This window comes from Rhodococcus sp. AH-ZY2 (assembly GCF_030916465.1).
GTDB lineage: Bacteria > Actinomycetota > Actinomycetes > Mycobacteriales > Mycobacteriaceae > Rhodococcus > Rhodococcus ruber.
Map to the genome: position 1 here is coordinate 3,369,832 of NZ_CP126458.1, position 18,785 is coordinate 3,388,616.

General features: G+C 70.4%; 20 protein-coding genes. 8 read left to right on the forward strand and 12 right to left on the reverse strand.

Annotation, left to right across the window (positions count from 1 at the left end; genetic code table 11):
- Positions 1 to 122: 122 nt before the first annotated feature.
- From QNA09_RS16275 to mdo, 3 genes are all read right to left on the reverse strand, one after another.
- Positions 123 to 1,679: a VWA domain-containing protein gene (locus tag QNA09_RS16275; RefSeq protein WP_237210772.1), complete on the reverse strand. Its 1,557-nt coding sequence runs from the start codon at positions 1,677 to 1,679 to the stop codon at positions 123 to 125.
- 4 nt (positions 1,680 to 1,683) lie between these two features.
- Positions 1,684 to 2,742, reverse strand: a complete 1,059-nt coding sequence (locus tag QNA09_RS16280) for a MoxR family ATPase (RefSeq protein WP_237210771.1) — start codon at positions 2,740 to 2,742, stop codon at positions 1,684 to 1,686.
- An 85-nt stretch (positions 2,743 to 2,827) separates the two neighbouring features.
- Positions 2,828 to 4,099 carry an NDMA-dependent methanol dehydrogenase gene (mdo, locus tag QNA09_RS16285; protein ID WP_010591966.1) on the reverse strand — a complete coding sequence of 424 codons (1,272 nt, stop codon included), beginning with the start codon at positions 4,097 to 4,099 and terminating at the stop codon, positions 2,828 to 2,830.
- 318 nt (positions 4,100 to 4,417) lie between these two features.
- Between mdo and QNA09_RS16290 the strand changes: the two genes are divergently transcribed.
- The gene (locus tag QNA09_RS16290) at positions 4,418 to 5,473 is read left to right on the forward strand and encodes a ferredoxin--NADP reductase (protein WP_040272178.1); all 1,056 of its coding nucleotides are present in this window, start codon (positions 4,418 to 4,420) and stop codon (positions 5,471 to 5,473) included.
- A 19-nt stretch (positions 5,474 to 5,492) separates the two neighbouring features.
- Here QNA09_RS16290 and QNA09_RS16295 read toward each other — a convergent pair whose 3' ends face one another.
- Positions 5,493 to 6,740 (reverse strand): MFS transporter, encoded by a 1,248-nt coding sequence (locus tag QNA09_RS16295; RefSeq protein WP_017679998.1) that lies wholly within the window; start codon positions 6,738 to 6,740, stop codon positions 5,493 to 5,495.
- A gap of 227 nt (positions 6,741 to 6,967) precedes the next feature.
- On the opposite strand from QNA09_RS16295, the gene QNA09_RS16300 reads away from it, so the two are divergent.
- Together QNA09_RS16300 and QNA09_RS16305 are read left to right on the forward strand one after the other, a co-directional pair.
- Positions 6,968 to 7,333, forward strand: coding sequence for an SPW repeat protein (locus QNA09_RS16300; RefSeq protein ID WP_010591969.1), 366 nt, complete (start codon positions 6,968 to 6,970; stop codon positions 7,331 to 7,333).
- A 105-nt stretch (positions 7,334 to 7,438) separates the two neighbouring features.
- Entirely contained in the window at positions 7,439 to 8,050 is a 612-nt protein-coding gene (locus tag QNA09_RS16305; protein ID WP_010591970.1) for a TetR/AcrR family transcriptional regulator, read from the forward strand.
- A 13-nt stretch (positions 8,051 to 8,063) separates the two neighbouring features.
- On the opposite strand, the gene QNA09_RS16310 is transcribed toward QNA09_RS16305, so the two are convergent.
- Positions 8,064 to 8,879, reverse strand: a complete 816-nt coding sequence (locus QNA09_RS16310) for a glutamate racemase (protein ID WP_010591971.1) — start codon at positions 8,877 to 8,879, stop codon at positions 8,064 to 8,066.
- Between the two features lie 31 nt (positions 8,880 to 8,910).
- Positions 8,911 to 10,101, reverse strand: a complete 1,191-nt coding sequence (locus QNA09_RS16315; RefSeq protein WP_010591972.1) for an NAD(P)/FAD-dependent oxidoreductase — start codon at positions 10,099 to 10,101, stop codon at positions 8,911 to 8,913.
- A gap of 179 nt (positions 10,102 to 10,280) precedes the next feature.
- Between QNA09_RS16315 and QNA09_RS16320 the strand changes: the two genes are divergently transcribed.
- Genes QNA09_RS16320 through QNA09_RS16340 form a run of 5 tightly spaced genes read left to right on the forward strand, consistent with a single transcriptional unit; the run spans position 10,281 to position 12,843 of the window.
- A complete protein-coding gene (locus QNA09_RS16320; RefSeq protein ID WP_010591973.1) occupies positions 10,281 to 10,742 on the forward strand; it encodes an Asp23/Gls24 family envelope stress response protein in 462 nt (153 codons plus the stop codon).
- Positions 10,739 to 11,056: a hypothetical protein gene (locus tag QNA09_RS16325; protein WP_010591974.1), complete on the forward strand. Its 318-nt coding sequence runs from the start codon at positions 10,739 to 10,741 to the stop codon at positions 11,054 to 11,056. The genes QNA09_RS16320 and QNA09_RS16325 overlap by 4 nt, the downstream gene beginning before the upstream one ends.
- Entirely contained in the window at positions 11,053 to 11,247 is a 195-nt protein-coding gene (locus tag QNA09_RS16330; RefSeq protein ID WP_017680000.1) for a hypothetical protein, read from the forward strand. The genes QNA09_RS16325 and QNA09_RS16330 overlap by 4 nt, the downstream gene beginning before the upstream one ends.
- Positions 11,240 to 12,277: a DUF6286 domain-containing Asp23/Gls24 family envelope stress response protein gene (locus tag QNA09_RS16335; protein ID WP_010591976.1), complete on the forward strand. Its 1,038-nt coding sequence runs from the start codon at positions 11,240 to 11,242 to the stop codon at positions 12,275 to 12,277. Before QNA09_RS16330 ends, QNA09_RS16335 begins: the two co-directional genes overlap by 8 nt.
- Positions 12,274 to 12,843, forward strand: a complete 570-nt coding sequence (locus tag QNA09_RS16340; protein ID WP_010591977.1) for a hypothetical protein — start codon at positions 12,274 to 12,276, stop codon at positions 12,841 to 12,843. The genes QNA09_RS16335 and QNA09_RS16340 overlap by 4 nt, the downstream gene beginning before the upstream one ends.
- Before the next feature lie 176 nt (positions 12,844 to 13,019).
- On the opposite strand, the gene tuf is transcribed toward QNA09_RS16340, so the two are convergent.
- The 6 genes from tuf to QNA09_RS16370 all read right to left on the reverse strand — a co-directional run bounded on the left by tuf (position 13,020) and on the right by QNA09_RS16370 (position 18,783).
- The gene (gene tuf / locus QNA09_RS16345; protein WP_003937665.1) at positions 13,020 to 14,210 is read right to left on the reverse strand and encodes an elongation factor Tu; all 1,191 of its coding nucleotides are present in this window, start codon (positions 14,208 to 14,210) and stop codon (positions 13,020 to 13,022) included.
- A gap of 95 nt (positions 14,211 to 14,305) precedes the next feature.
- Positions 14,306 to 16,408, reverse strand: a complete 2,103-nt coding sequence (fusA, locus tag QNA09_RS16350; protein WP_010591978.1) for an elongation factor G — start codon at positions 16,406 to 16,408, stop codon at positions 14,306 to 14,308.
- Between the two features lie 147 nt (positions 16,409 to 16,555).
- Complete coding sequence (rpsG, locus tag QNA09_RS16355; RefSeq protein ID WP_003937663.1) at positions 16,556 to 17,026, reverse strand: 30S ribosomal protein S7; 471 nt, start codon at positions 17,024 to 17,026, stop codon at positions 16,556 to 16,558.
- Positions 17,026 to 17,400 (reverse strand): 30S ribosomal protein S12, encoded by a 375-nt coding sequence (gene rpsL, locus QNA09_RS16360; RefSeq protein WP_003937662.1) that lies wholly within the window; start codon positions 17,398 to 17,400, stop codon positions 17,026 to 17,028. The genes rpsG and rpsL overlap by 1 nt, the downstream gene beginning before the upstream one ends.
- 310 nt (positions 17,401 to 17,710) lie before the next feature.
- A complete protein-coding gene (locus QNA09_RS16365) occupies positions 17,711 to 18,244 on the reverse strand; it encodes a DUF3558 domain-containing protein (protein WP_010591979.1) in 534 nt (177 codons plus the stop codon).
- The gene (locus tag QNA09_RS16370) at positions 18,241 to 18,783 is read right to left on the reverse strand and encodes a DUF3558 domain-containing protein (RefSeq protein ID WP_010591980.1); all 543 of its coding nucleotides are present in this window, start codon (positions 18,781 to 18,783) and stop codon (positions 18,241 to 18,243) included. Before QNA09_RS16370 ends, QNA09_RS16365 begins: the two co-directional genes overlap by 4 nt.
- Positions 18,784 to 18,785: the final 2 nt, after the last annotated feature.

The following is an 18,785-nucleotide window of genomic DNA, read 5'->3' on the forward strand; positions in this document are numbered from 1 at the left end:
ACGGCGGCCGGCCCGCCGGCGGTGGCGTGGGCGGACGGCACACACACACACCCCGGGGGGTATTTACCGGTCCATAGTAACCACCGGCCGTTGCCCCGCCGGAGCCGGACGGGTGCACACGCTCAACGCAGTGCGTGCCCGAGTTCCGCCGCCCGCGACAGCAGCTGGGCGGCGTCCCGGGCGACGACGACGCGATCGCACTCCTCGGCGTACTCGGGCATCGCGCACGTCGCCTGCGCCCAGTAGCGCTGGGGCTCCGGGGTGATCCAGGCGAGCCGGTGCACGCGACGACGCAGGTCGGCGAGCCGGTCGACGCGGGCGGGCAGGCCGTTGCAGCGCCCGTCGCCGACGACGAGCACACTGGTGCGCGAGTCGACGATGCCCGCGTGCTCGGTGAGCAGTTCGTCGAGCACCCGGCCGTAGTCACTGCTCGCCTCGAGGTCGAGGCCGGGATGCGCCAGCACGGCCGCGAGGGCGCCGTCGCCCGTGGCGGCCAGCAGTTCCCGCGTCACATCGACGGGCCGGTCGACGAACGCCAGGACGCGGCAGCGGTGGGCCCGGCCGTGCATGGCCTGCGCCAGGCGCAGGGTGAACGCGGTGATCGGGCGCACCGACAGGGACACGTCGGCGAGGATCAGCAACCGGACCCGGTCGGGACGCGGGGCACGCACGATCAGGTGGAACGGCACCCCCTCGGTGCGCATCCCGGCACGCGCCGTGCGACGCATGTCGAGCCGGCCGCGGGTCAGCTCGCGCGGCACCGGCCGCGCCGGGCCGCGCATGCGGCGCAGCACCTCGTGGCACGCCAGCTCGATCTCGGCCCGGGACGCGACGTCTCCGGCGGTGTCGGGGGCATCGGGCTCACCGTCCGGCAGCGGACCACCGAGCCCGGCCTGCGACAGCGCCGCGACGAACGCCTCGACGGCCTCGACGAGCCGGTTCAGTTGTGCCGCGCTGAGGGGTTCGTCTGCGTGGTCGTCGCCGTAGACGCGGCGCGGGTCGTAGGCGTCGAGCCACGCGAGGATGGATTCGGGATCGTCCCACGACAGCGACCCGACGACGGCGGCACCCGGGTTCGCGGCCAGCTCGCCGACCGCTGCGGTCCCGGCCCGATCCACGTCGACGGTGTAGGTGACCCCGCGCCGGCCCGAGTCGGCGCCCGTGTCGACCGACAGTGCCGCGTCGGACGAGGTCATCGAGACGTCGTCGTCGTCCTTGTGGGGATTGAAGCCCTTGTCCGCCTCCGGGGTGTCGAAGTGGTCGCCGACCTCCGCGGCACGCTCGTTGTACTCGGCGTAGCGCGCGACCTGCGGATCGTCGTCGAGCTCGAGCGCGGTCGGCAGGGACTCGGCGAATTGCGCTCGCGGCGAGGACTTCCCGTCCGTCACGCCGGCCGCGTCCGCCGCGGCGAACAGCGCGTCGAAGGCGCGGTCGAAACCGACCTGCTCGTGCGGGTACTTCGCGCACACCGCGCGCAGGCAGGCTCGCAGCACGTCGCGGTCGCGGGCACCGACGAGCCCGAGCACGCGGCGGACCTCGATGGTCTCGGCGGGCGAGGCGGACACCCCGTGCCGCCGCAGCAGGCGGCTGAAGACGGCGGCCACCACGTCGAGAGGGTACGAGGGGTGCATCGCCGCGAGCGGTGTCACGGGCGTCGTCGCGAGCGGTGTCACCGGCATCGGGTCACCGCCGCGCGCCGATGCCGACACCGCCGCCGCCGCGCCCGCGGAACACCGCGGTGGTGGTGTTGGCCGGCCGGGAGGCGACCGTGGCCCGCTCGGGTCGCTCCCCCGCAGGTGCGGTGGTCGTCGGTGCGGGGGGTGGGGCGTCACCGCCGAGCCGGGCGCGGACCAGGTCGGCGTCGCCAGTGTACTTGAGCAGCGCGGCGAGCAGGATGTCCCGGATCTGCCGGAGGGAGGTGTGGTCGCCGCCGCCGCGCCGCAGCACGGTCGCGGCGCGCGCGGCGTCGATGACCTCCGAGATGGACGGGCTCTTGCGCAACGGCAGCTCCCGCAGGGTGCGGGCCAGGTCCACGACCTCGCCGGCGGTCACGGTGTCGACCTCGGGGGCCCGGGCGGTGACGATCTCGCGTTCGCGCTCGGGGGTGGGGTAGCCGACGTGGTAGTGCAGGCAGCGGCGCTTGAGGGCGGGCGAGAGTTCGCGGGTGTCGTTGGAGGTCAGGATCACCCACGGCGCGGACCGGGCCGTGAAGGTACCCACCTCGGGAATGGTGACCTGCCGCTCGGCGAGGACCTCGAGCAGCAACGCCTCCATGGATTCCTCGGTGCGGTCCACCTCGTCGACGAGGAGCACCACCGGCTCCGGAGACAGGATCGCCTCGAGCAGGGGACGCACGGCCAGGAACGTCTCGGAGTACAGGCCGAAGTCCTGCGCGGCGAGGAAGCGGGACGCGTCGGCGACGTCGGGGTAGGCGGCGAGCTGTTCGCCGATGCGGTCCCGCAGCATCTGCACGTGCAGCAGTTGCTTGGCGTAGTCCCACTCGTACAGCGCCCGGCTGTCGTCGAGACCCTCGTAGCACTGCAGCCGTACCAGCTTGCGTCCGCCGACGGCGGCGAGCGCCTTGGCCAGTTCGGTCTTGCCGACGCCGGCCGGGCCCTCGAGCAGCAGCGGCCGCTCGAGCGCGGTGGCGAGGTGGACGACGACCGCGAACTCGTCGTCGGCGATGTAGTCGTGGCGGCGCAGCGCGTCGGCGAGTTCCGGTCCGCTGGTGAAGCTGGTCATCGGTGCTCCTGTGTCGTCGGCACTCGAGGTGGGTGTGTCCGGGGCGGGTGGCCCCGCCCCGGACACGGATCGGTCGGGCGGTGGGTCAGTAGGACCGGTTGATGCAGTGGTCGACGACGGGGATCATCGACTCGACCGTCACCTCGCGCGGGTTGCCCGGCGTGCACCAGTCGCCCTGGATGTGCTCGGAGATGGCGCGCACGGTCTTCTCGTCACCCTTGATGACGTCGCCGCGGCCGGCGTACTTGCCGGTGTTCATCCGGTTCTTCTCGTACGAGTCGACGCGCACCTGGCCGAAGTTGTCGGGGATGCCGACGTCCTTGGCGAGCCGGATGGCGGCCTCGACCGCGGCGTCCGCGGCCTGGACGGTGGTCATGTTGCGGGTGTCGACACCCATCGCGGTGGCGATGCGGGCGTAGTGCTCGTAGCGCGACGGGAGGTTGTACTCCCAGACACGGGGCAGCGCGATCGCGTTGTTGAGGCCGTGGTGGCTGTCGAAGAAGGCCGACGTGGCGTGCGAGATGGAGTGGACGATGCCCAGGCCGCCCGAGTTGAAGGCCTGCGCGGCGATGTACTGGGCGTTCATCATGCCCTCGCGTGCCTTGAGGTTGCGCGGCTCGAAGGTGGCCTCACGCAGGTGCTTGGCGACGAGCTCGATCGAGTACAGGGCGTTGCCGAGCGACGGGGCGAAGTCCAGCCGCGAGACGTACGGCTCGGAACCGTGGGCGAGGACGTCGAAGCCGCAGTACGCGGTGAAGTGCTGCGGGCAGGTGTAGTACAGCAGCGGGTCGTCGATGGCGAGGGTGACGATCGTGGCTTCGTCGAAGCCGACCCACTTGTGCGGGTGGTCCATGTCGGAGGTGTCGGTGATGACGTAGGCCCAGGAGGTCTCCGAGCCGGTGCCGGCGGTGGTGGAGACGGCGATGTGCGGCGGGTTCTCCTTGTTGGTGGACTTGGCGAAGCCCTCGAACTCGTTGATGTTGCGGCCGTCGTGGGCGATGACGACGCGGGCGCCCTTGGCGGCGTCGTGGCTCGAGCCGCCGCCGACGGAGATGATGGAGTCGCACTTCTCCTGCTGGTAGAGGGCGGCGGCCTCCATGACGTTGTAGTCCTTGGGGTTGGACTCGACCTTGTCGTACAGGACGACCTCGACACCCTGGTACTCGATCTTGCCGATCAGCTCTTCGATGATGCCCGAACCGCGCAGACCGGTCGTCATCAGCAGGGTGCGCTTGAAGCCCAGGTTCTTCGCCTCGACACCGATGATGTCGTGGGCACCGACACCCATCAGTGCCCGCGGGAAGGGGTGGAACTCCTTGATGGGGAAGTCCCAGATCTGGTTGAGTTCGATGGCCATCGCGTCTCTCCTGATGTGTCGGCCGGAAGTGGTGGTTCGAATGCGGCGTCCGGTGTGACCGGCGTCTCTTCGCTTCTCCACCTTCGGTCTCGATCACGCCCACGGAAAGGCCTTCGGGCCCGAACCGTCCGGTCGCGGCACCGAAGCCGTCCGGTCGAGCGGGGCGGCCTGCCCGATCGGGCAGGGGTCCGTTCCCGCTGATCGGGAGCCGACCGCAGGCCGACGCGCCCCGTCCCGGTAGCGTCGTGTTGCTGATAACCTGGAACTAGAACGCGTTCTAGATTGCTTCACCCGCACCACGGAAGGACCGACCTGGCCATGACGACAGTCGAGGTGCCGCACGGCTCGCGATCCGCGATCCTGACCGTCTCCGCAGTCATCGAGGAGACGCCGGACTCGCGCTCGATCGTCTTCGACGTGCCGGCCGAGCTCCAGGACAAGTTCGCGTACAAGCCCGGACAGTTCCTGACCCTGCGCATTCCGAGCGAGCAGACCGGCTCCGTGGCCCGCTGCTACTCGCTGGCCAGCTCCCCGTACACCGACGACGCCCCCAAGGTCACGGTCAAGCGGACCGTCGACGGCTACGGGTCCAACTGGCTGTGCGACCGGATCTCCGCCGGCGACCGCATCGAGGTCCTGCCGCCGTCGGGCGTCTTCACCCCGAAGTCGCTCGACCACGACTTCCTGCTGTTCGGCGCGGGCAGCGGCATCACCCCGGTCGTCTCGATCCTCAAGTCGGCCCTGACCCAGGGCTCCGGGAAGGTCGTGCTGGTCTACGCCAACCGCGACGAGGCGTCGGTCATCTTCGCCGAGGAGCTGCGCGCCCTGGCCGATAAGTACCCGACCCGCCTGACCGTCGTGCACTGGCTCGAGTCCGTGCAGGGCCTGCCGTCCGCCGAGCAGCTCGCCACCCTGGCGGCTCCGTTCAGCAGCCACGAGGCGTTCATGTGCGGCCCCGGCCCGTTCATGGATGCCGTACACCGGGCGCTGCAGATCGCGGGCATGCCGCGCACGCAGGTGCACGCGGAGGTGTTCAACTCCCTCGCGGGAGACCCGTTCGCCGACCACACGCCCCTCGAGGTGAGCGACGAGGAGGCGGCCGACGCCGCGACGGTGGAGGTCGAGCTGGACGGGGAAACCCACACGATTCCGTGGCCGCGCTCGCAGACCCTCGTCGACATCATGCTCTCCAAGGGACTCGACGTGCCCTACTCCTGCCAGGAAGGCGAGTGCGGCTCGTGTGCGTGCACCGTCCTCGACGGCAAGGTCGAGATGGAGCACTGCGAGATCCTCGACCCCGAGGACATCGAGGCAGGCTACGTCCTCGGCTGCCAGGCCCGCCCGGTGACGGACACCGTCAAGATCGTCTTCTGAGACGTCGCCGGTCCTCGTCTCAGCGGACGAGGACCGGCGTCTCCACCCGGTGGACGCCCGGCTTTCGTGGGCCGCGCAGCGCCACACCCGCCCCGGCGCCGAGCGCGAGCACGATCACGGCGCCGCCGTAGCCCAGCGTCGTCGCGGTGAGCCCGTACACGCCGGCCGCGAGGCCCGCGATCACCGCCGGCACGGAGAACGCGAGGTAGCAGACGACGAACGTGGTGGCGAACAGGCGCCCGCGCTCGTGTGGCGCCGCAAGGGCGCCGATGACGTTCATCGCTCCCAGGAACGCCGCGCCCCAGCCGAAGCCCGCGACGGCGGTACCGGCGAAGTAGGCGACGGCCCACCCGCCGAGCACGGCGGTCACGACGACGCCCACGCCGGCGGCCAGGATCACGGTCCCCGCGACGACGACGCGCCGCGGATCGAAGCCGCGCAGCATCGTCGCCGCCACCGAACCGGAGGCGAAGAGCGTGCAGATCGCCAGACCGGCGACGAGGCGGTTGCCGATCCCGAAGACCGTACCCACGATCGACGGCCCGAGGGACATGTAGAGCCCGCCGAGCGACCACGCCGACAGCAGGCCCGGCAGGATCACCAGGTACGGGCCCCGCACCCCGGCCGGCACGGACGCGCTCGGCAGCAGGCTGCGCAGCGCGGCCCCGCGGGACGCGAAGCCCGGCGCGGGCACCCGGTCGGGGACGAAGACGAGCACGACGGCCAGCGACAGCGCGATCACGACGACGAGGACGTAGACCAGCACGGTGGGAAAGGGCGCGAACTGCACGAGCAGCCCCGCCCCGGCCGCACCGAGGGCGAGCCCGAGCGACGGCGCGACACTGTTGACGAAGGATCCGAGCCGGGGGCTCGGTTGCAGGTCGATCACGGCGGCGCTCACGGCGCCGGTGGCGGCCCCGACCGCGAGGCCTTGCAGCACCCGGGCCAGGACGAGCCAGCCCACGTCGTCGGCGAGGACGAACACGCCCATGCTCACCACGAGCAGCAGCAGCGCCCCGATCAGCACGGGCCGGCGGCCGACGTGATCGGAGATCGAGCCGATCGTCAGCAGGGTGGCGAGCAGGGCCAGGGCGTACACGGCGAAGACGGCGGTCAGCATCCCCGGCGAGAAGCCCCACTGCTGCTGGTACAGCGGGTAGAGCGGGGAGGGAGCGGACGACGACGCGGTGAGCAGGAAGCTGGCCGTGCCGACCGCCAGGAAACCGTGACGGCGTGGCAGGGAGCGACCCGGCGTCGACTCCGGCATCGGACCTCCTCGGAACTCGTGGGAACGGTCGACAGTTCGTTGACCAAGGCAACGAACTAGTGGAACATGCCGCCCTCGGCGATCATTCCCCGCCCGGTCACTTCCCGGTAAAAACCGCCTCTCACCTGCGCTCGAGTGTTATCGCAGTGCAACGTCCCGGCCGTTGACCGACCGGTCGATCAGGTCTATACCGAAGGCAGGACCCGATACGCACGAGGAGGCTCGACATGTTCTCCGACAGCCGGCTACAGGACTACGTGGCCGTGATCCTGGGCGTCTTCACCGCCCTGTCCCCCCTGTGGGTCACCACCGACACCACGACGACGTGGACCCTCGTCGTTCTCGGCGTGCTGATCGCGCTGACCGGACTCGCGCAGATCGTCCGGCCCACGATGGCAGCGATCGACTACGCGATGGGTGTGCTCGGCGTGCTGTTGTTCCTGTCCCCCTGGGTCATGGGCTACACCGAGTACAGCGGTGCATCCTGGACGGCCTGGGTGGTGGGCGTGCTCACCGTGGTCGTCGCGGTAGCAGCGCTGCCCGCGATGAACGCCCGGATGCACGGACACGGCGGACTGGCCACGCACCACTGATCACACACCCCGCGTCACACACCCCGCGGACGGCCGGCATGCCGGCCGTCCGCCCACGCCCCTGGCGCCGTCACATTCCCGCCCGTGCCCCCGGAGGTGAACGCCATGAGCACCCCGGGCTCGAAACCGCCGCGCCGTCGCGCCCGGCGGGACAACGCCGCGCGCGTGCACATCCTCGACGCCGCCGAAACCCTCTTCGCCGCCCACGGCTTCGACGCCACCTCGACGACGGCGATCGCCGTCGCCGCGGATGTACCCAAGGGACTGATCTTCTACTACTTCCCCACCAAGGAGTCGATCCTCGAGACACTCGTTGCCGAGCGGCTGCCCGCCGAACCGATCCAGGACGTCACCGGCCTCGTCTCCCCCGGCGACCCGGCGGCCAGTCTCGTCAACCTCGACGCCGCCCTCGACCTGCGTACCCACCACTCCTCGCTGCTCCGGGTGATCTGGCGTGAGGCCGAGAGCCACCCCGGACTGCGCGTCCCGCTGCGCCGGCTGCGGACCTCCCTCCAGGAGGCCACCATGCGGGTCCTGCAGGCCAGCGTGCCCGGCCCGATACAACCGGGCACCCTGCGGGCCTGCGCGACGACGTGGGTGTCGGCCATGTTCTCCGCTGCCACGGTCGACCGGCTGTTCGGTCTCGACGGCACCTCCCCCGACGAGCTCTGGGGCGTCGCGCGCCTCGTCGCCGCGGGCATGACCGGGATGGGCTGAGCGGGACGGCCGGTCAGCGCGTCTCGGCGCGTGGAGCCTCGTCGCCGGGCAGCCCCGCGGTCGGGTCGCCGATGCCGTCGACGAGCCGCCGGCCCGCCGGGTAGCCGAGGGCGCCGGGGGGCAGCTCGCCGGGCCTGCCGCTCAGGAACACCTCGACCCGCCCGCTGCCCGCCCACGGCCGGCCGAGGGCGTCGATGCGCCGCAGCGTCTGCGCCGCCACCGCTTCGGCGCTGTCGAACAGCCGTACCCCGGGCGGTAGGTGCGCGGCGATGACGTCGGCGACAAGGGGGTAGTGGGTACAGCCGAGGACGACACCACCCACGTCGGGCGGGGTGCGCTGCGCCGCCGCCGCGATGGCCGTGGCCGCGGCGGTGGTGTCGCCGCGGTCGATGGCGTCGGCGAGCCCGTGACAGGCCACCCCCACCACCGTGCGGTCGCCGGCGAACCGGGCGACGAGGTCGGCCTGGTATCGGCTGGCGGTGGTCGCGGCGGTGGCCCAGATCGCCACCGACTCGCACGCCGCGGCGGCCGGCTTGATCGCCGGCACGGTTCCGATCACCGGGATCTCGTCGCCGAGGGCCTCGCGCACATGCTCGAGCGCGGTCACCGAGGCCGTGTTGCACGGCAGGACGACCACCTCGGCACCCCGGGTCACGGCCCGCTCCGCGGTGCGCACGACCCGGTCGATCACCCAGTCCCCGGGCTTCGGGCCCCACGGGGCGCCGTCCGGGTCCATCGACAGCATCAGGTCCAGCTCGGGACGCAATCGGCGCAGCCAGGCAGACGTCGGCAGCAGGCCGAGACCCGAGTCGATGAGCGCAACGATCACCCTACGAATCTAGCGTTCGCCGACGCGGCGGCTACGACGTGGGCGCGAGGATCTCCGTGATCGGTGCGCCCGCGGCGATCTTCCCGCGCATCTTCATCACCTGCCCGGGCAGTCCCGCGCCGACCACCCCCGTGAGACGGCCGTCGCGTTCGTAGTAGGCGAGGAACTTGCGGCCGTCGTCGCGCACCACGTGCACGGTGTCGTCGGCCCGGATCGCTCCGAGCGCCTGGATCTTCACGTCGTACTGATCGCTCCAGAAGTACGGCACCTGCGCGACCGGATCGACACCGGAGCCGAGCAGCGCGCCGGCGAGCACCTTCGCCTGCTCACCGGCGTTCGTCCAGTGCTCGAGCCGCGCGCGGCGGCCGTCCGAGACCTCCCATGCCGCGACGTCGCCGACCGCCCACACGTGCGGGACGGACGTGCGGCCCACGCCGTCGCACACCACCCCGTCGTCCACGCGCACGCCCGAACCGTCGAGCCAGTCGGTGACCGGCACCGAGCCGATACCGACGACGACCACGTCCACGTCGAGTTCGGTGCCGTCACCGAGGACTGCCCCGGTGACCCGGCCGTCGCCGCGTACTTCCCGCACCCCGACGCCCGTGCGGACCTCGACGCCCTCCTCGGTGTGCAGCCGGGCGACCAGCGCGCCCACCCGCTCGCCGAGCACGGACGCGAGCGGGGTGGCCTGCGGCTCGACCAGCACCACGTCCATGCCCCGCCCCCGCAGGCTCGCCGCGACCTCGCACCCGATGAACCCCGCGCCGACGATCAGCGCCCGCCCGCCCGGGACGATCCCCGCGCGCAGGGCCCGGCTGTCGTCCAACGACCGCAGCACGTGCACTCCGGCGAGCCCGTCCGTGCCGGGCAGCGGCCTCGGCCGCAGTCCGGTGGCGATGATCAGCTCGTCGAAGCCGACGCTCTGCCCGTCGGACAGGGCGAGGGTGCGGGTCGCGGGGTCGAGCTCCCGCGCCCGCACGCCCAGCCGCAGCTCGATGCGCTGTTCGTCGAAGAACTCCCGGGGCCGCAGCGTGGTGTCGTCGGTGCCGCCCCGGACGACCTCCTTCGACAGCGGCGGCCGGTCGTAGGGCAGGTGCGGTTCGTCGCCGATCAGGACGAGCTCCCCGTCGAATTCGCCGCGACGCAGTTCCTCGGCGGCGCGCACCCCCGCCAGTCCGGCCCCGACCACGACGATCCGCTGTACTCCCGTCACACCCACCCGCTGCGCCCTCTCCTCCGGCAGTGACCCACGCCACCACAATCCGTGCAACTGTTTTACCAAATCCGGGGATTCCCGGACAGGGCGTCCTTCGCGCGAGCCGCGCACCCCGTACCCGCCGGGAGTTACTAGAGTCGGAAGGGACAGAACTTCATCCGGCAGGCCGACGAGGAGCCCCCATGACCAGCGACAGCGGCGCAGGCATCAGCCGCGTGCAGTTCGGCAGCGGAATCGCTCCGGGGCCGGTCGACACCCAGGGGCGCACCATCATCGCCGACGCGGTCGTGGCGAAGATCGCCGGAATCGCGACCCGCGAGATCAGCGGTGTCTACGACGTCGGCGCCGGCACCGCACGAGTGGTCGGGGCGCTGCGGGACCGCATCCCCGGCGCGCGGATCAACCACGGCCAGGGCGTCGCCGTGGAGGTCGGGGAGAAACAGGCCGCGATCGACATCGGCATCGTCGCCGAATACGGCGTGGCCCTGCACGAACTCGCGGTCGCGATCCGCCACAACGTGATCGCCGCCGTCGAACGGATGACCGGCCTCGAGGTCACCGAAGTCAACATCACCGTCTTCGACGTCGTGCTGTTCGACGAGGCCACGGGCGTCGCCGACGACCTGAAACCCCGCGTCCAGTGACCACTCCCGCCGAGCCCGCAGAACTGGCCGCGGCCGCCGCCCTCGAGGTGCCCGGCGTCGCCGACCTGCACGGCGGAGCCTTCGGCGAGGTCGCGACATATCTGCCGGGCCGGCGTGTCACCGGGATCCGCCTCGGTGCGGACACGTGCGCGGTCCACATCGTCGTCGAGTACCCGGCCGACCTGTACGCCGTCGCGGCCGCGGTCCGGGACCGGCTCGGGCCGCTGGTCGGCGTCCCCGTCGACGTGACCATCGAAGACCTGCGGATCCCGTCGCCCGACGGTGAGCACCCGACCAGTGAGGTGACCCCATGAACCACACCCCTGTCAGCAACACCGCCGTCGGACTCCTGGCGGGCCTGCTCCTCGCCCTCGCCGGCATCCTCGGCGGCTTCAGCGGTCTGCTGTTCGGCATCCTGCTCGGCGCCCTCGGCATGGTGATCGGCGCCCACCGGGACGGCCTCCTCGACCTGGGCGCCCTGCTGCGGAGCCGGGGCCGTGGCTGACTCCACGCCCACCGAGCCGGAGACCCTGCCGTCCCGGGCCGGCGCCGACGCCGTCGCCCCCGAGACGGTCGACCCCGTCGGGCACCGCGGACAGCTGGTGATCAAGGACCGCGCCGTCGAGCGGATCGCCGCGGCCGCCGCACTCCAGGTGCCCGGGGTGACCCGCCAGCGCGGCGGACTCAGCCTGTTCACCGGGCGGGACCTGCCCCGCGCCGACGTCACCACCGGCGGCGGCGCCGTCGCGGTCAACCTGTACATCGCGGCCGAATGGCCCTACGACGCCGCCGCCCTCACCCGGCGGGTGCACGACGCCGTCGACCGTCAACTCCACGAGCTGACCGGTCTGCCGGTGCACGAACTCAACGTCCTCGTCGCCGCGACGTCCGTCGCGGAGCCGGCCGAGCGCAACGAACCGTCGGTGCCGGTCGAGTACACCGAGGCCGACATCGTCGCCCGGACCGAGTACCGGGCTCCGGTCCCGGTCGTCGCGCCGTTGCCGCCCCTCGCCCACCCGGCCGCGGCGCCGGCGGCCGCGCTCATCGCCGTGGGGGCACTCGCGCTCGCGTTCGCCGCGGCCCGGGAACTGCTCATCGTCCGCGGCACGTACGCGGGCGCACCGTGGCTGCGCAACTCCTTCGAGTGGTTCGGCCGGCTGCACTGGCAGAGCTGGATCGCACCCGTCGCCGCGACCCTGGTCCTGCTGGGGGTCGTGCTCGTGGTGGTGGCCGTCAAGCCGCGTCGCCGCACGCACGTGCCGCTGCAGGTCTCCGGACCGGTCCCCACGGTGTGGATGCGCCGAACCGACCTGGCCCGGATGTGCAGCGCCCACGCGTCGACACTGCCCGGAGTGCACACGGCCCGCACCGTCGTCGATCGCCGTCGCGCGCTGGTCAGCATCGTGGGGTCGGGTGAGGAGTCGACCGCCGATCTGGTCGCCGCGGTCCGGGGCGCGGTGGCCCCGAACCTGGCACTGCTCGCCGAGCCGATCACGCTCGTGGTGCAGGTGCACCGACCGAGGACGGCACGATGAAGCTGCGCACCGTCCTGGTCAACCGCTTGCTCACGTTCGCCGTGGGCGCCGCGCTGCTCGGCGCCGGGGCGTTCGCCCTGGCCTGGGTCTGGCAGGTGCGTTTCGCCCGCGAATGGCTGGCCCGCCTGGACCGCCCCCGCATCATCGACGTCCCCGACCAGTCCTGGTGGGAGGGGGCGCTGTGGACCGCCGTGGCCGTGGGCGTGACGATCGGGATCGTGCTCCTGGCGGTCAACTTCTCCCGGCGCCGGACGTCGCGGGTGCAGCTGTACGACGAGGTCACCGAGGCCACTCTGGCCGTGGAACTCGGACCGGTGGCCGACGGTGTCGCCGGCGAACTGGCGGCCCTGCCCGGTGTGCGGGCCACCCGCAGCCGGGCCGTCGTCGAACGCCACTTGCCGACCCTGTCGATCACGGTGTACGCGGACCCGAACATCGACGTCGCCGACTTCACCGCCCGTGCCGAGGAAACCGCCGAGCGGGCCGCCCGCGCCCTGGGCGGGGCCCGGGTGGCGACGCAGGTCCTGCTGCACCTGGATCCGGCTCACCCCGAACCGGCCGCGTAGCCCGGTCGGTCGTCTCCCGGGCCGCCCACCGAGCCGAGCGAATGTGCCGCTCACCTCGTCGGACTCGGCGATACTTCCGCTCGATCCCGGAAACGCCGAACGGCGCCCACCCCGAGGGATGGACGCCGTCCGACGTCAGCGAGAACTAGCTCACTTGATGATCGCGTAGGCGGTGCCTACTTGATGATCTTCGTGACGCGACCGGCGCCGACGGTGCGGCCACCCTCGCGGATCGCGAAGCGCAGGCCCTCGTCCATGGCGACCGGCTGGATCAGGACGACCGACATCTCGGTGTTGTCGCCCGGCATGACCATCTCGGTGCCCTCGGGAAGGGTCACAACGCCCGTCACGTCCGTGGTACGGAAGTAGAACTGCGGACGGTAGTTGTTGAAGAACGGCGTGTGGCGGCCGCCCTCCTCCTTGTTGAGGATGTACGCCTGGCCCTCGAACTCCGTGTGCGGAGTGGTGGTGCCCGGCTTCACGACGACCTGGCCGCGCTCGACGTCCTCGCGCTTGATGCCGCGGACCAGCAGACCGACGTTGTCGCCGGCCTGGCCCTGGTCGAGCAGCTTGCGGAACATCTCGATGCCGGTGACCGTGGTCTTGGTCGAGGTCGGGCGGATACCGACGATCTCGACCTCCTCGTTCACGTTGATGACACCGCGCTCGATGCGGCCGGTGACGACCGTGCCACGACCGGTGATGGTGAAGACGTCCTCGACGGGCATGAGGAACGGCTTGTCGGTCTCACGGACCGGGTCCGGGATGGACTCGTCGACGGCGTCCATCAGGTCCTCGATGGACTTGACCCACTTCTCGTCGCCCTCGAGCGCCTTGAGCGCCGAGATCGGGATGACCGGGGCGTTCTCGTCGAACTCCTGGGCGGCCAGCAGCTCGCGGACCTCCATCTCGACGAGCTCGAGGATCTCCTCGTCGTCGACCATGTCGGCCTTGTTCAGGGCGACCAGGATGTAGGGCACACCGACCTGACGGGCGAGCAGCACGTGCTCGCGAGTCTGCGGCATCGGGCCGTCGGTGGCGGCCACGACCAGGATCGCGCCGTCCATCTGAGCCGCACCGGTGATCATGTTCTTGATGTAGTCGGCGTGACCCGGGGCGTCGACGTGCGCGTAGTGGCGCTTCTCGGTCTGGTACTCGACGTGGGAGATGTTGATCGTGATACCACGAGCCTTCTCCTCCGGAGCCTTGTCGATCTGGTCGAACGCGAAGCTCTCGTTCAGGTCCGGGTACTTGTCGGCGAGCACCTTGGTGATGGCAGCCGTGGTGGTGGTCTTGCCGTGGTCGACGTGACCGATGGTGCCGATGTTCACGTGCGGCTTGGTCCGCTCGAACTTCGCCTTCGCCACTTGAGGGTCCTCCTGGACTGTTGTTGCTTGCAGTATGCAGCAGTGCGGTTTTGTTACTTACTTGGTCGTGCAGCCGACCGGTTCTGCAACCGAGGTTACTCGCCGGTCGCCTTGGCGATGATTTCCTTCGAGACGTTCGACGGAACCTCAGCGTAGGAATCGAACACCATGGAGAAGTTCGCGCGACCCTGGGTCTTCGACCGCAGGTCCCCGATGTAACCGAACATCTCCGAGAGCGGAACCAGCGCCTTCACGACACGGGCACCACTGCGTTCCTCCATGGCCTGGATCTGGCCACGGCGGGAGTTGAGGTCGCCGATCACTTCACCCATGTAGTCCTCGGGGGTGGTGACCTCGACAGCCATGAGCGGCTCGAGGATGACCGGCGCAGCCTTGCGCGCAGCCTCCTTCAGGGCCTGCGAACCGGCGATCTTGAACGCCATTTCCGACGAGTCCACGTCGTGGTAGGCGCCGTCGAGCAGGGTGACCTTGACGTTCACCAGCGGATACCCGGCGAGCACGCCGTACTGCATGGCGTCCTGCGCGCCGGCGTCCACCGAGGGGATGTACTCGCGCGGCACGCGGCCACCGGTGACCTTGTTCTCGAACTCGTAGGTCGCGCCGTCCTCGCCCACGAACGGCTCGAGGGCGATGATGACCTTCGCGAACTGGCCGGAACCACCGGTCTGCTTCTTGTGCGTGAACTCGAGCTTCTCGACCCGCTTGGTGATGGTCTCGCGGTACGCCACCTGCGGCTTGCCGACGTTGGCCTCGACCTTGAACTCGCGACGCATCCGGTCGACGAGGATGTCGAGGTGGAGCTCGCCCATGCCGCCGATGACGGTCTGGCCGGTCTCCTCGTCCAGCTCGACGGAGAAGGTGGGATCCTCCTCGGCCAGCTTCTGGATCGCGGTGCCCAGCTTCTCCTGGTCGGACTTGGTCTTCGGCTCGATGGAGACCTGGATGACCGGATCCGGGAAGGTCATGGACTCGAGCACGATCGGGGCGTCCTGCGCGCACAGGGTGTCGCCGGTCGTGGTGTCCTTGAGGCCGATCATCGCGTAGATGTGGCCGGCCACCGCCTCGTCGACCGGGTTCTCCTTGTTGGCGTGCATCTGGAACAGCTTGCCGATGCGCTCCTTCTTGCCCTTGGTGGCGTTGAGCACCTGGGCGCCCGGCTCGATGCGACCGGAGTACACGCGCACGAAGGTCAGCTTGCCGAAGAACGGGTGCGCGGCGATCTTGAATGCCAGCGCGGAGAAGGGCTCGTCCTTGCTCGGCTTGCGGGTGAGGGCCTCCTCCTCGTCACCGAGCTTGTGGCCCTCGACCTCGCCGATGTCGAGCGGGTTCGGCAGGTAGTCGATGACCGCGTCGAGCATGGGCTGGATGCCCTTGTTCTTGAACGCGGACCCGCACAGCACCGGGTACAGCTCGGAGGCGACGGTCAGCTTCCGGATGGCGCCCTTGATCTCGGCGACGGTCAGTTCCTCGCCACCGAAGTACTTCTCCATGAGCTCTTCGTCGCTCTCGGCGACGGTCTCGAGCAGCTTCTCGCGGTACTCGGCGGCCTTGTCGGCCAGGTCCGCGGGGATCTCCTCGACGGTCGGCTCGGCACCGATCTCGACGGTGCCACGCCACGTGTAGGCCTTCATCTCGACCAGGTCGACGACGCCGTCGAACGCGTCCTCGGCACCGATCGGCAGCTGCAGCACGAGCGGCTTGGCGCCGAGACGGTCGATGATGGTCTGGACCGTGAAGTAGAAGTCCGCGCCCATCTTGTCCATCTTGTTGACGAAGCAGATGCGCGGAACGTCGTACTTGGCAGCCTGCCGCCAGACCTGCTCGGACTGCGGCTCGACGCCCTCCTTGCCGTCGAACACGGCGACCGCGCCGTCGAGGACGCGCAGCGACCGCTCGACCTCGACCGTGAAGTCGACGTGGCCGGGGGTGTCGATGATGTTGATCTGGTTCTTGTTCCAGAAGCAGGTCACCGCGGCGGAGGTGATGGTGATGCCGCGTTCCTTCTCCTGCTCCATCCAGTCGGTGGTCGACGCACCGTCGTGGGTCTCACCGATCTTGTAGTTCACACCGGTGTAGAAGAGGATGCGCTCGGTCGTCGTGGTCTTGCCGGCATCGATGTGCGCCATGATGCCGATGTTGCGGACCTTGTTCAGGTCGGTCAGCACTTCCTGTGCCACAGGTAACCCCGCTCGTAGCTCGTGTCGGTCCTAGGGTGCGGACCAGTGTTCTCGGATGTTCAGCCGGCCTTGAGGGACCGACACAGTTGTGCGAGCGGCCGGCCGGGAGGATGTCGGTAGCACCGGATCCTCCCGGCCGGCGGCGACTCACCAGCGGTAGTGCGCGAACGCCTTGTTGGCCTCGGCCATCTTGTGGGTGTCCTCGCGACGCTTCACGGACGCACCCAGGCCGTTGCTGGCGTCGAGGAGCTCGTTCGCGAGACGCTCGACCATCGTCTTCTCACGACGCTGACGCGAGAAGGTGACCAGCCACCGCAGCGCGAGGGTGGTCGACCGGCCGGGACGAACCTCGACCGGCACCTGGTAGGTGGCGCCACCGACACGGCGGCTGCGCACCTCGAGAGCGGGCTTGACGTTGTCCAGCGCGCGCTTGAGGGTGACGACCGGATCGGTGCCGGTCTTCTCGCGCGCCCGCTCGAGTGCCTCGTAGACGATGCGCTCGGCGGTGGACTTCTTGCCGTCCAGCAGGATCTTGTTGACCAGCTGGGTGACCAGCGGCGACCCGTAGACCGGGTCGGCGATCAGGGGACGCTTCGGAGCGGGACCCTTACGTGGCATCAGCCCTTCTCCTTCTTCGCGCCGTAGCGGCTGCGCGCCTGCTTGCGGTTCTTGACACCCTGGGTGTCGAGCGAACCGCGGATGATCTTGTAGCGGACACCGGGGAGGTCCTTCACACGACCACCGCGCACGAGCACCATCGAGTGCTCCTGCAGGTTGTGACCCTCACCCGGGATGTAGGCGGTGACCTCGACGGAGCTGGTCAGACGCACGCGGGCGACCTTCCGGAGCGCCGAGTTCGGCTTCTTCGGGGTGGTGGTGTACACGCGAGTGCACACGCCGCGACGCTGCGGGCTGCCCTTGAGGGCCGCGGTCTTGACCTTGGCGGCCTTGTCGCGGCGGCCCTTGCGGACCAGCTGATTGATGGTTGGCATCTACCGGCTTTCTCGTTGTCTGAAGACTGCTCGCACGAGCAACCTTGGCTGTTCTGAAATTAGGGATCCATCGGTTGGGGCAAGAGAGCTGCTGCCCCGCACCCACCCCTCGTGTGCACACGAGGTCGGGCGTGTCGCGTACCCCCACACAGGCAGCCGGGGGCTCGCTCCTGCGGAGATTCCACAGACCGCGCGCACGGCACTACCTCGCATAGGCACACAGATCGGCCCGGGCATGCCGGACACGACCCACAACGATACCCGGCGGCGCGGCGCAAGGTCAAAGCGAGCCGCGGGGGTCCGCCGCCGCTCAACTGCTGAGGTCGAGGGTCAGTCGGGCCAGCGTGACGGCCGCCGCACACGGATCCGGGGACTGCGAGCCGGGGGCGTACTGCACCCACCAGCCGAAGATCCCCGTCGTGGACGCTCCCGCCGAGATCCCGCAGGACGCCGGGTCGTCGGGCGGGCGCATCAGCACCGCCCGCCGACCCTCCACGGTCGTGTTCTCCACCGTGTATCCCAGCCGTTGCGCCGTCCCCCGCTCGGTGTCCAGGGAACCGGTCTCGAACCAGTTGAAGGTGACCTTCGCCGAGCCCGCGGTGTCCCACCGGCAGATCGCCCCGAAGAAGCCTCGCTCGATCGCCTCCACGCCGACCGCCTCCGCGATCTGCTCGTCGGTGACGGCGTCGCATTCGGTGAGCAGGCGGGTGAACTCGGCGGAGGCACCACCCGATCCGGCCCCCTGCGGCACCGCCTGCCCCTCGATCGTGCTGCCGCACCCGGCGAGCGCCGCAACCAGGGCCAGCGCCACCGGCAGCGCCGCTGCCCGCTTCGTCCGCGTCACTCCTGTGCCCTTTCCGCGCTGAGCTCGGCCAGGTCGCGGGCCACCACGCACGCGTCCGCGGCCGGGGTGAAGGGTCCGTACGTCACGGACCAGTGCACGAAGTCACCGCCGAACTGCACGCCGATCTCGCACAGCACGGTCTGCCCGACGTCGTTCTGCGCCGAGCCCTGGAAGCCGGGTCTGCCGTCGATCTCCACGTCGATCGCGGGCCGGCCGATCAGATCGGAGCCGGCCCGTTCGCGGCCGATCGGACTGCCGCGGTACCAGGAGAACGTCACGCTCGGGCCGCCCGCCCCGACCAGCTCCCATTCGCACCCCACCGAGTTGCGGGTGACCTGTGCGAACGACCCCAGCCCGAAGGCCCGGGCCACCTCGTCGTCGGTGACCGACCCGCACGCACCGAAGAACGGGCCCGGCTCGGTCACCTGCGGCGTGGGCGCCGCGCCCGGCGCCGGGGTCTCGGCCGCATCCGAACCACATCCGGCGACGACGGCACCGGCGAGCCCGAGGACCGCGACCGTGGCCAGCTTGGGAGGCATGA

Bases quoted from the DNA above. Each gene is read 5' to 3' on its own strand.
- QNA09_RS16320 (WP_010591973.1), top strand. From the start codon at position 10,281: ATGACCAGCGACAGCGGCGCAGGCATCAGCCGCGTGCAGTTCGGCAGC.
- QNA09_RS16280 (WP_237210771.1), bottom strand. From the start codon at position 2,742: ATGACCAGCTTCACCAGCGGACCGGAACTCGCCGACGCGCTGCGCCGC.
- QNA09_RS16290 (WP_040272178.1), top strand. From the start codon at position 4,418: ATGACGACAGTCGAGGTGCCGCACGGCTCGCGATCCGCGATCCTGACC.
- mdo (WP_010591966.1), bottom strand. From the start codon at position 4,099: ATGGCCATCGAACTCAACCAGATCTGGGACTTCCCCATCAAGGAGTTC.
- QNA09_RS16275 (WP_237210772.1), bottom strand. From the start codon at position 1,679: ATGCCGGTGACACCGCTCGCGACGACGCCCGTGACACCGCTCGCGGCG.
- QNA09_RS16300 (WP_010591969.1), top strand. From the start codon at position 6,968: ATGTTCTCCGACAGCCGGCTACAGGACTACGTGGCCGTGATCCTGGGC.
- QNA09_RS16295 (WP_017679998.1), bottom strand. From the start codon at position 6,740: ATGCCGGAGTCGACGCCGGGTCGCTCCCTGCCACGCCGTCACGGTTTC.
- QNA09_RS16305 (WP_010591970.1), top strand. From the start codon at position 7,439: ATGAGCACCCCGGGCTCGAAACCGCCGCGCCGTCGCGCCCGGCGGGAC.
- QNA09_RS16330 (WP_017680000.1), top strand. From the start codon at position 11,053: ATGAACCACACCCCTGTCAGCAACACCGCCGTCGGACTCCTGGCGGGC.
- rpsG (WP_003937663.1), bottom strand. From the start codon at position 17,026: ATGCCACGTAAGGGTCCCGCTCCGAAGCGTCCCCTGATCGCCGACCCG.
- QNA09_RS16340 (WP_010591977.1), top strand. From the start codon at position 12,274: ATGAAGCTGCGCACCGTCCTGGTCAACCGCTTGCTCACGTTCGCCGTG.
- rpsL (WP_003937662.1), bottom strand. From the start codon at position 17,400: ATGCCAACCATCAATCAGCTGGTCCGCAAGGGCCGCCGCGACAAGGCC.
- QNA09_RS16370 (WP_010591980.1), bottom strand. From the start codon at position 18,783: ATGCCTCCCAAGCTGGCCACGGTCGCGGTCCTCGGGCTCGCCGGTGCC.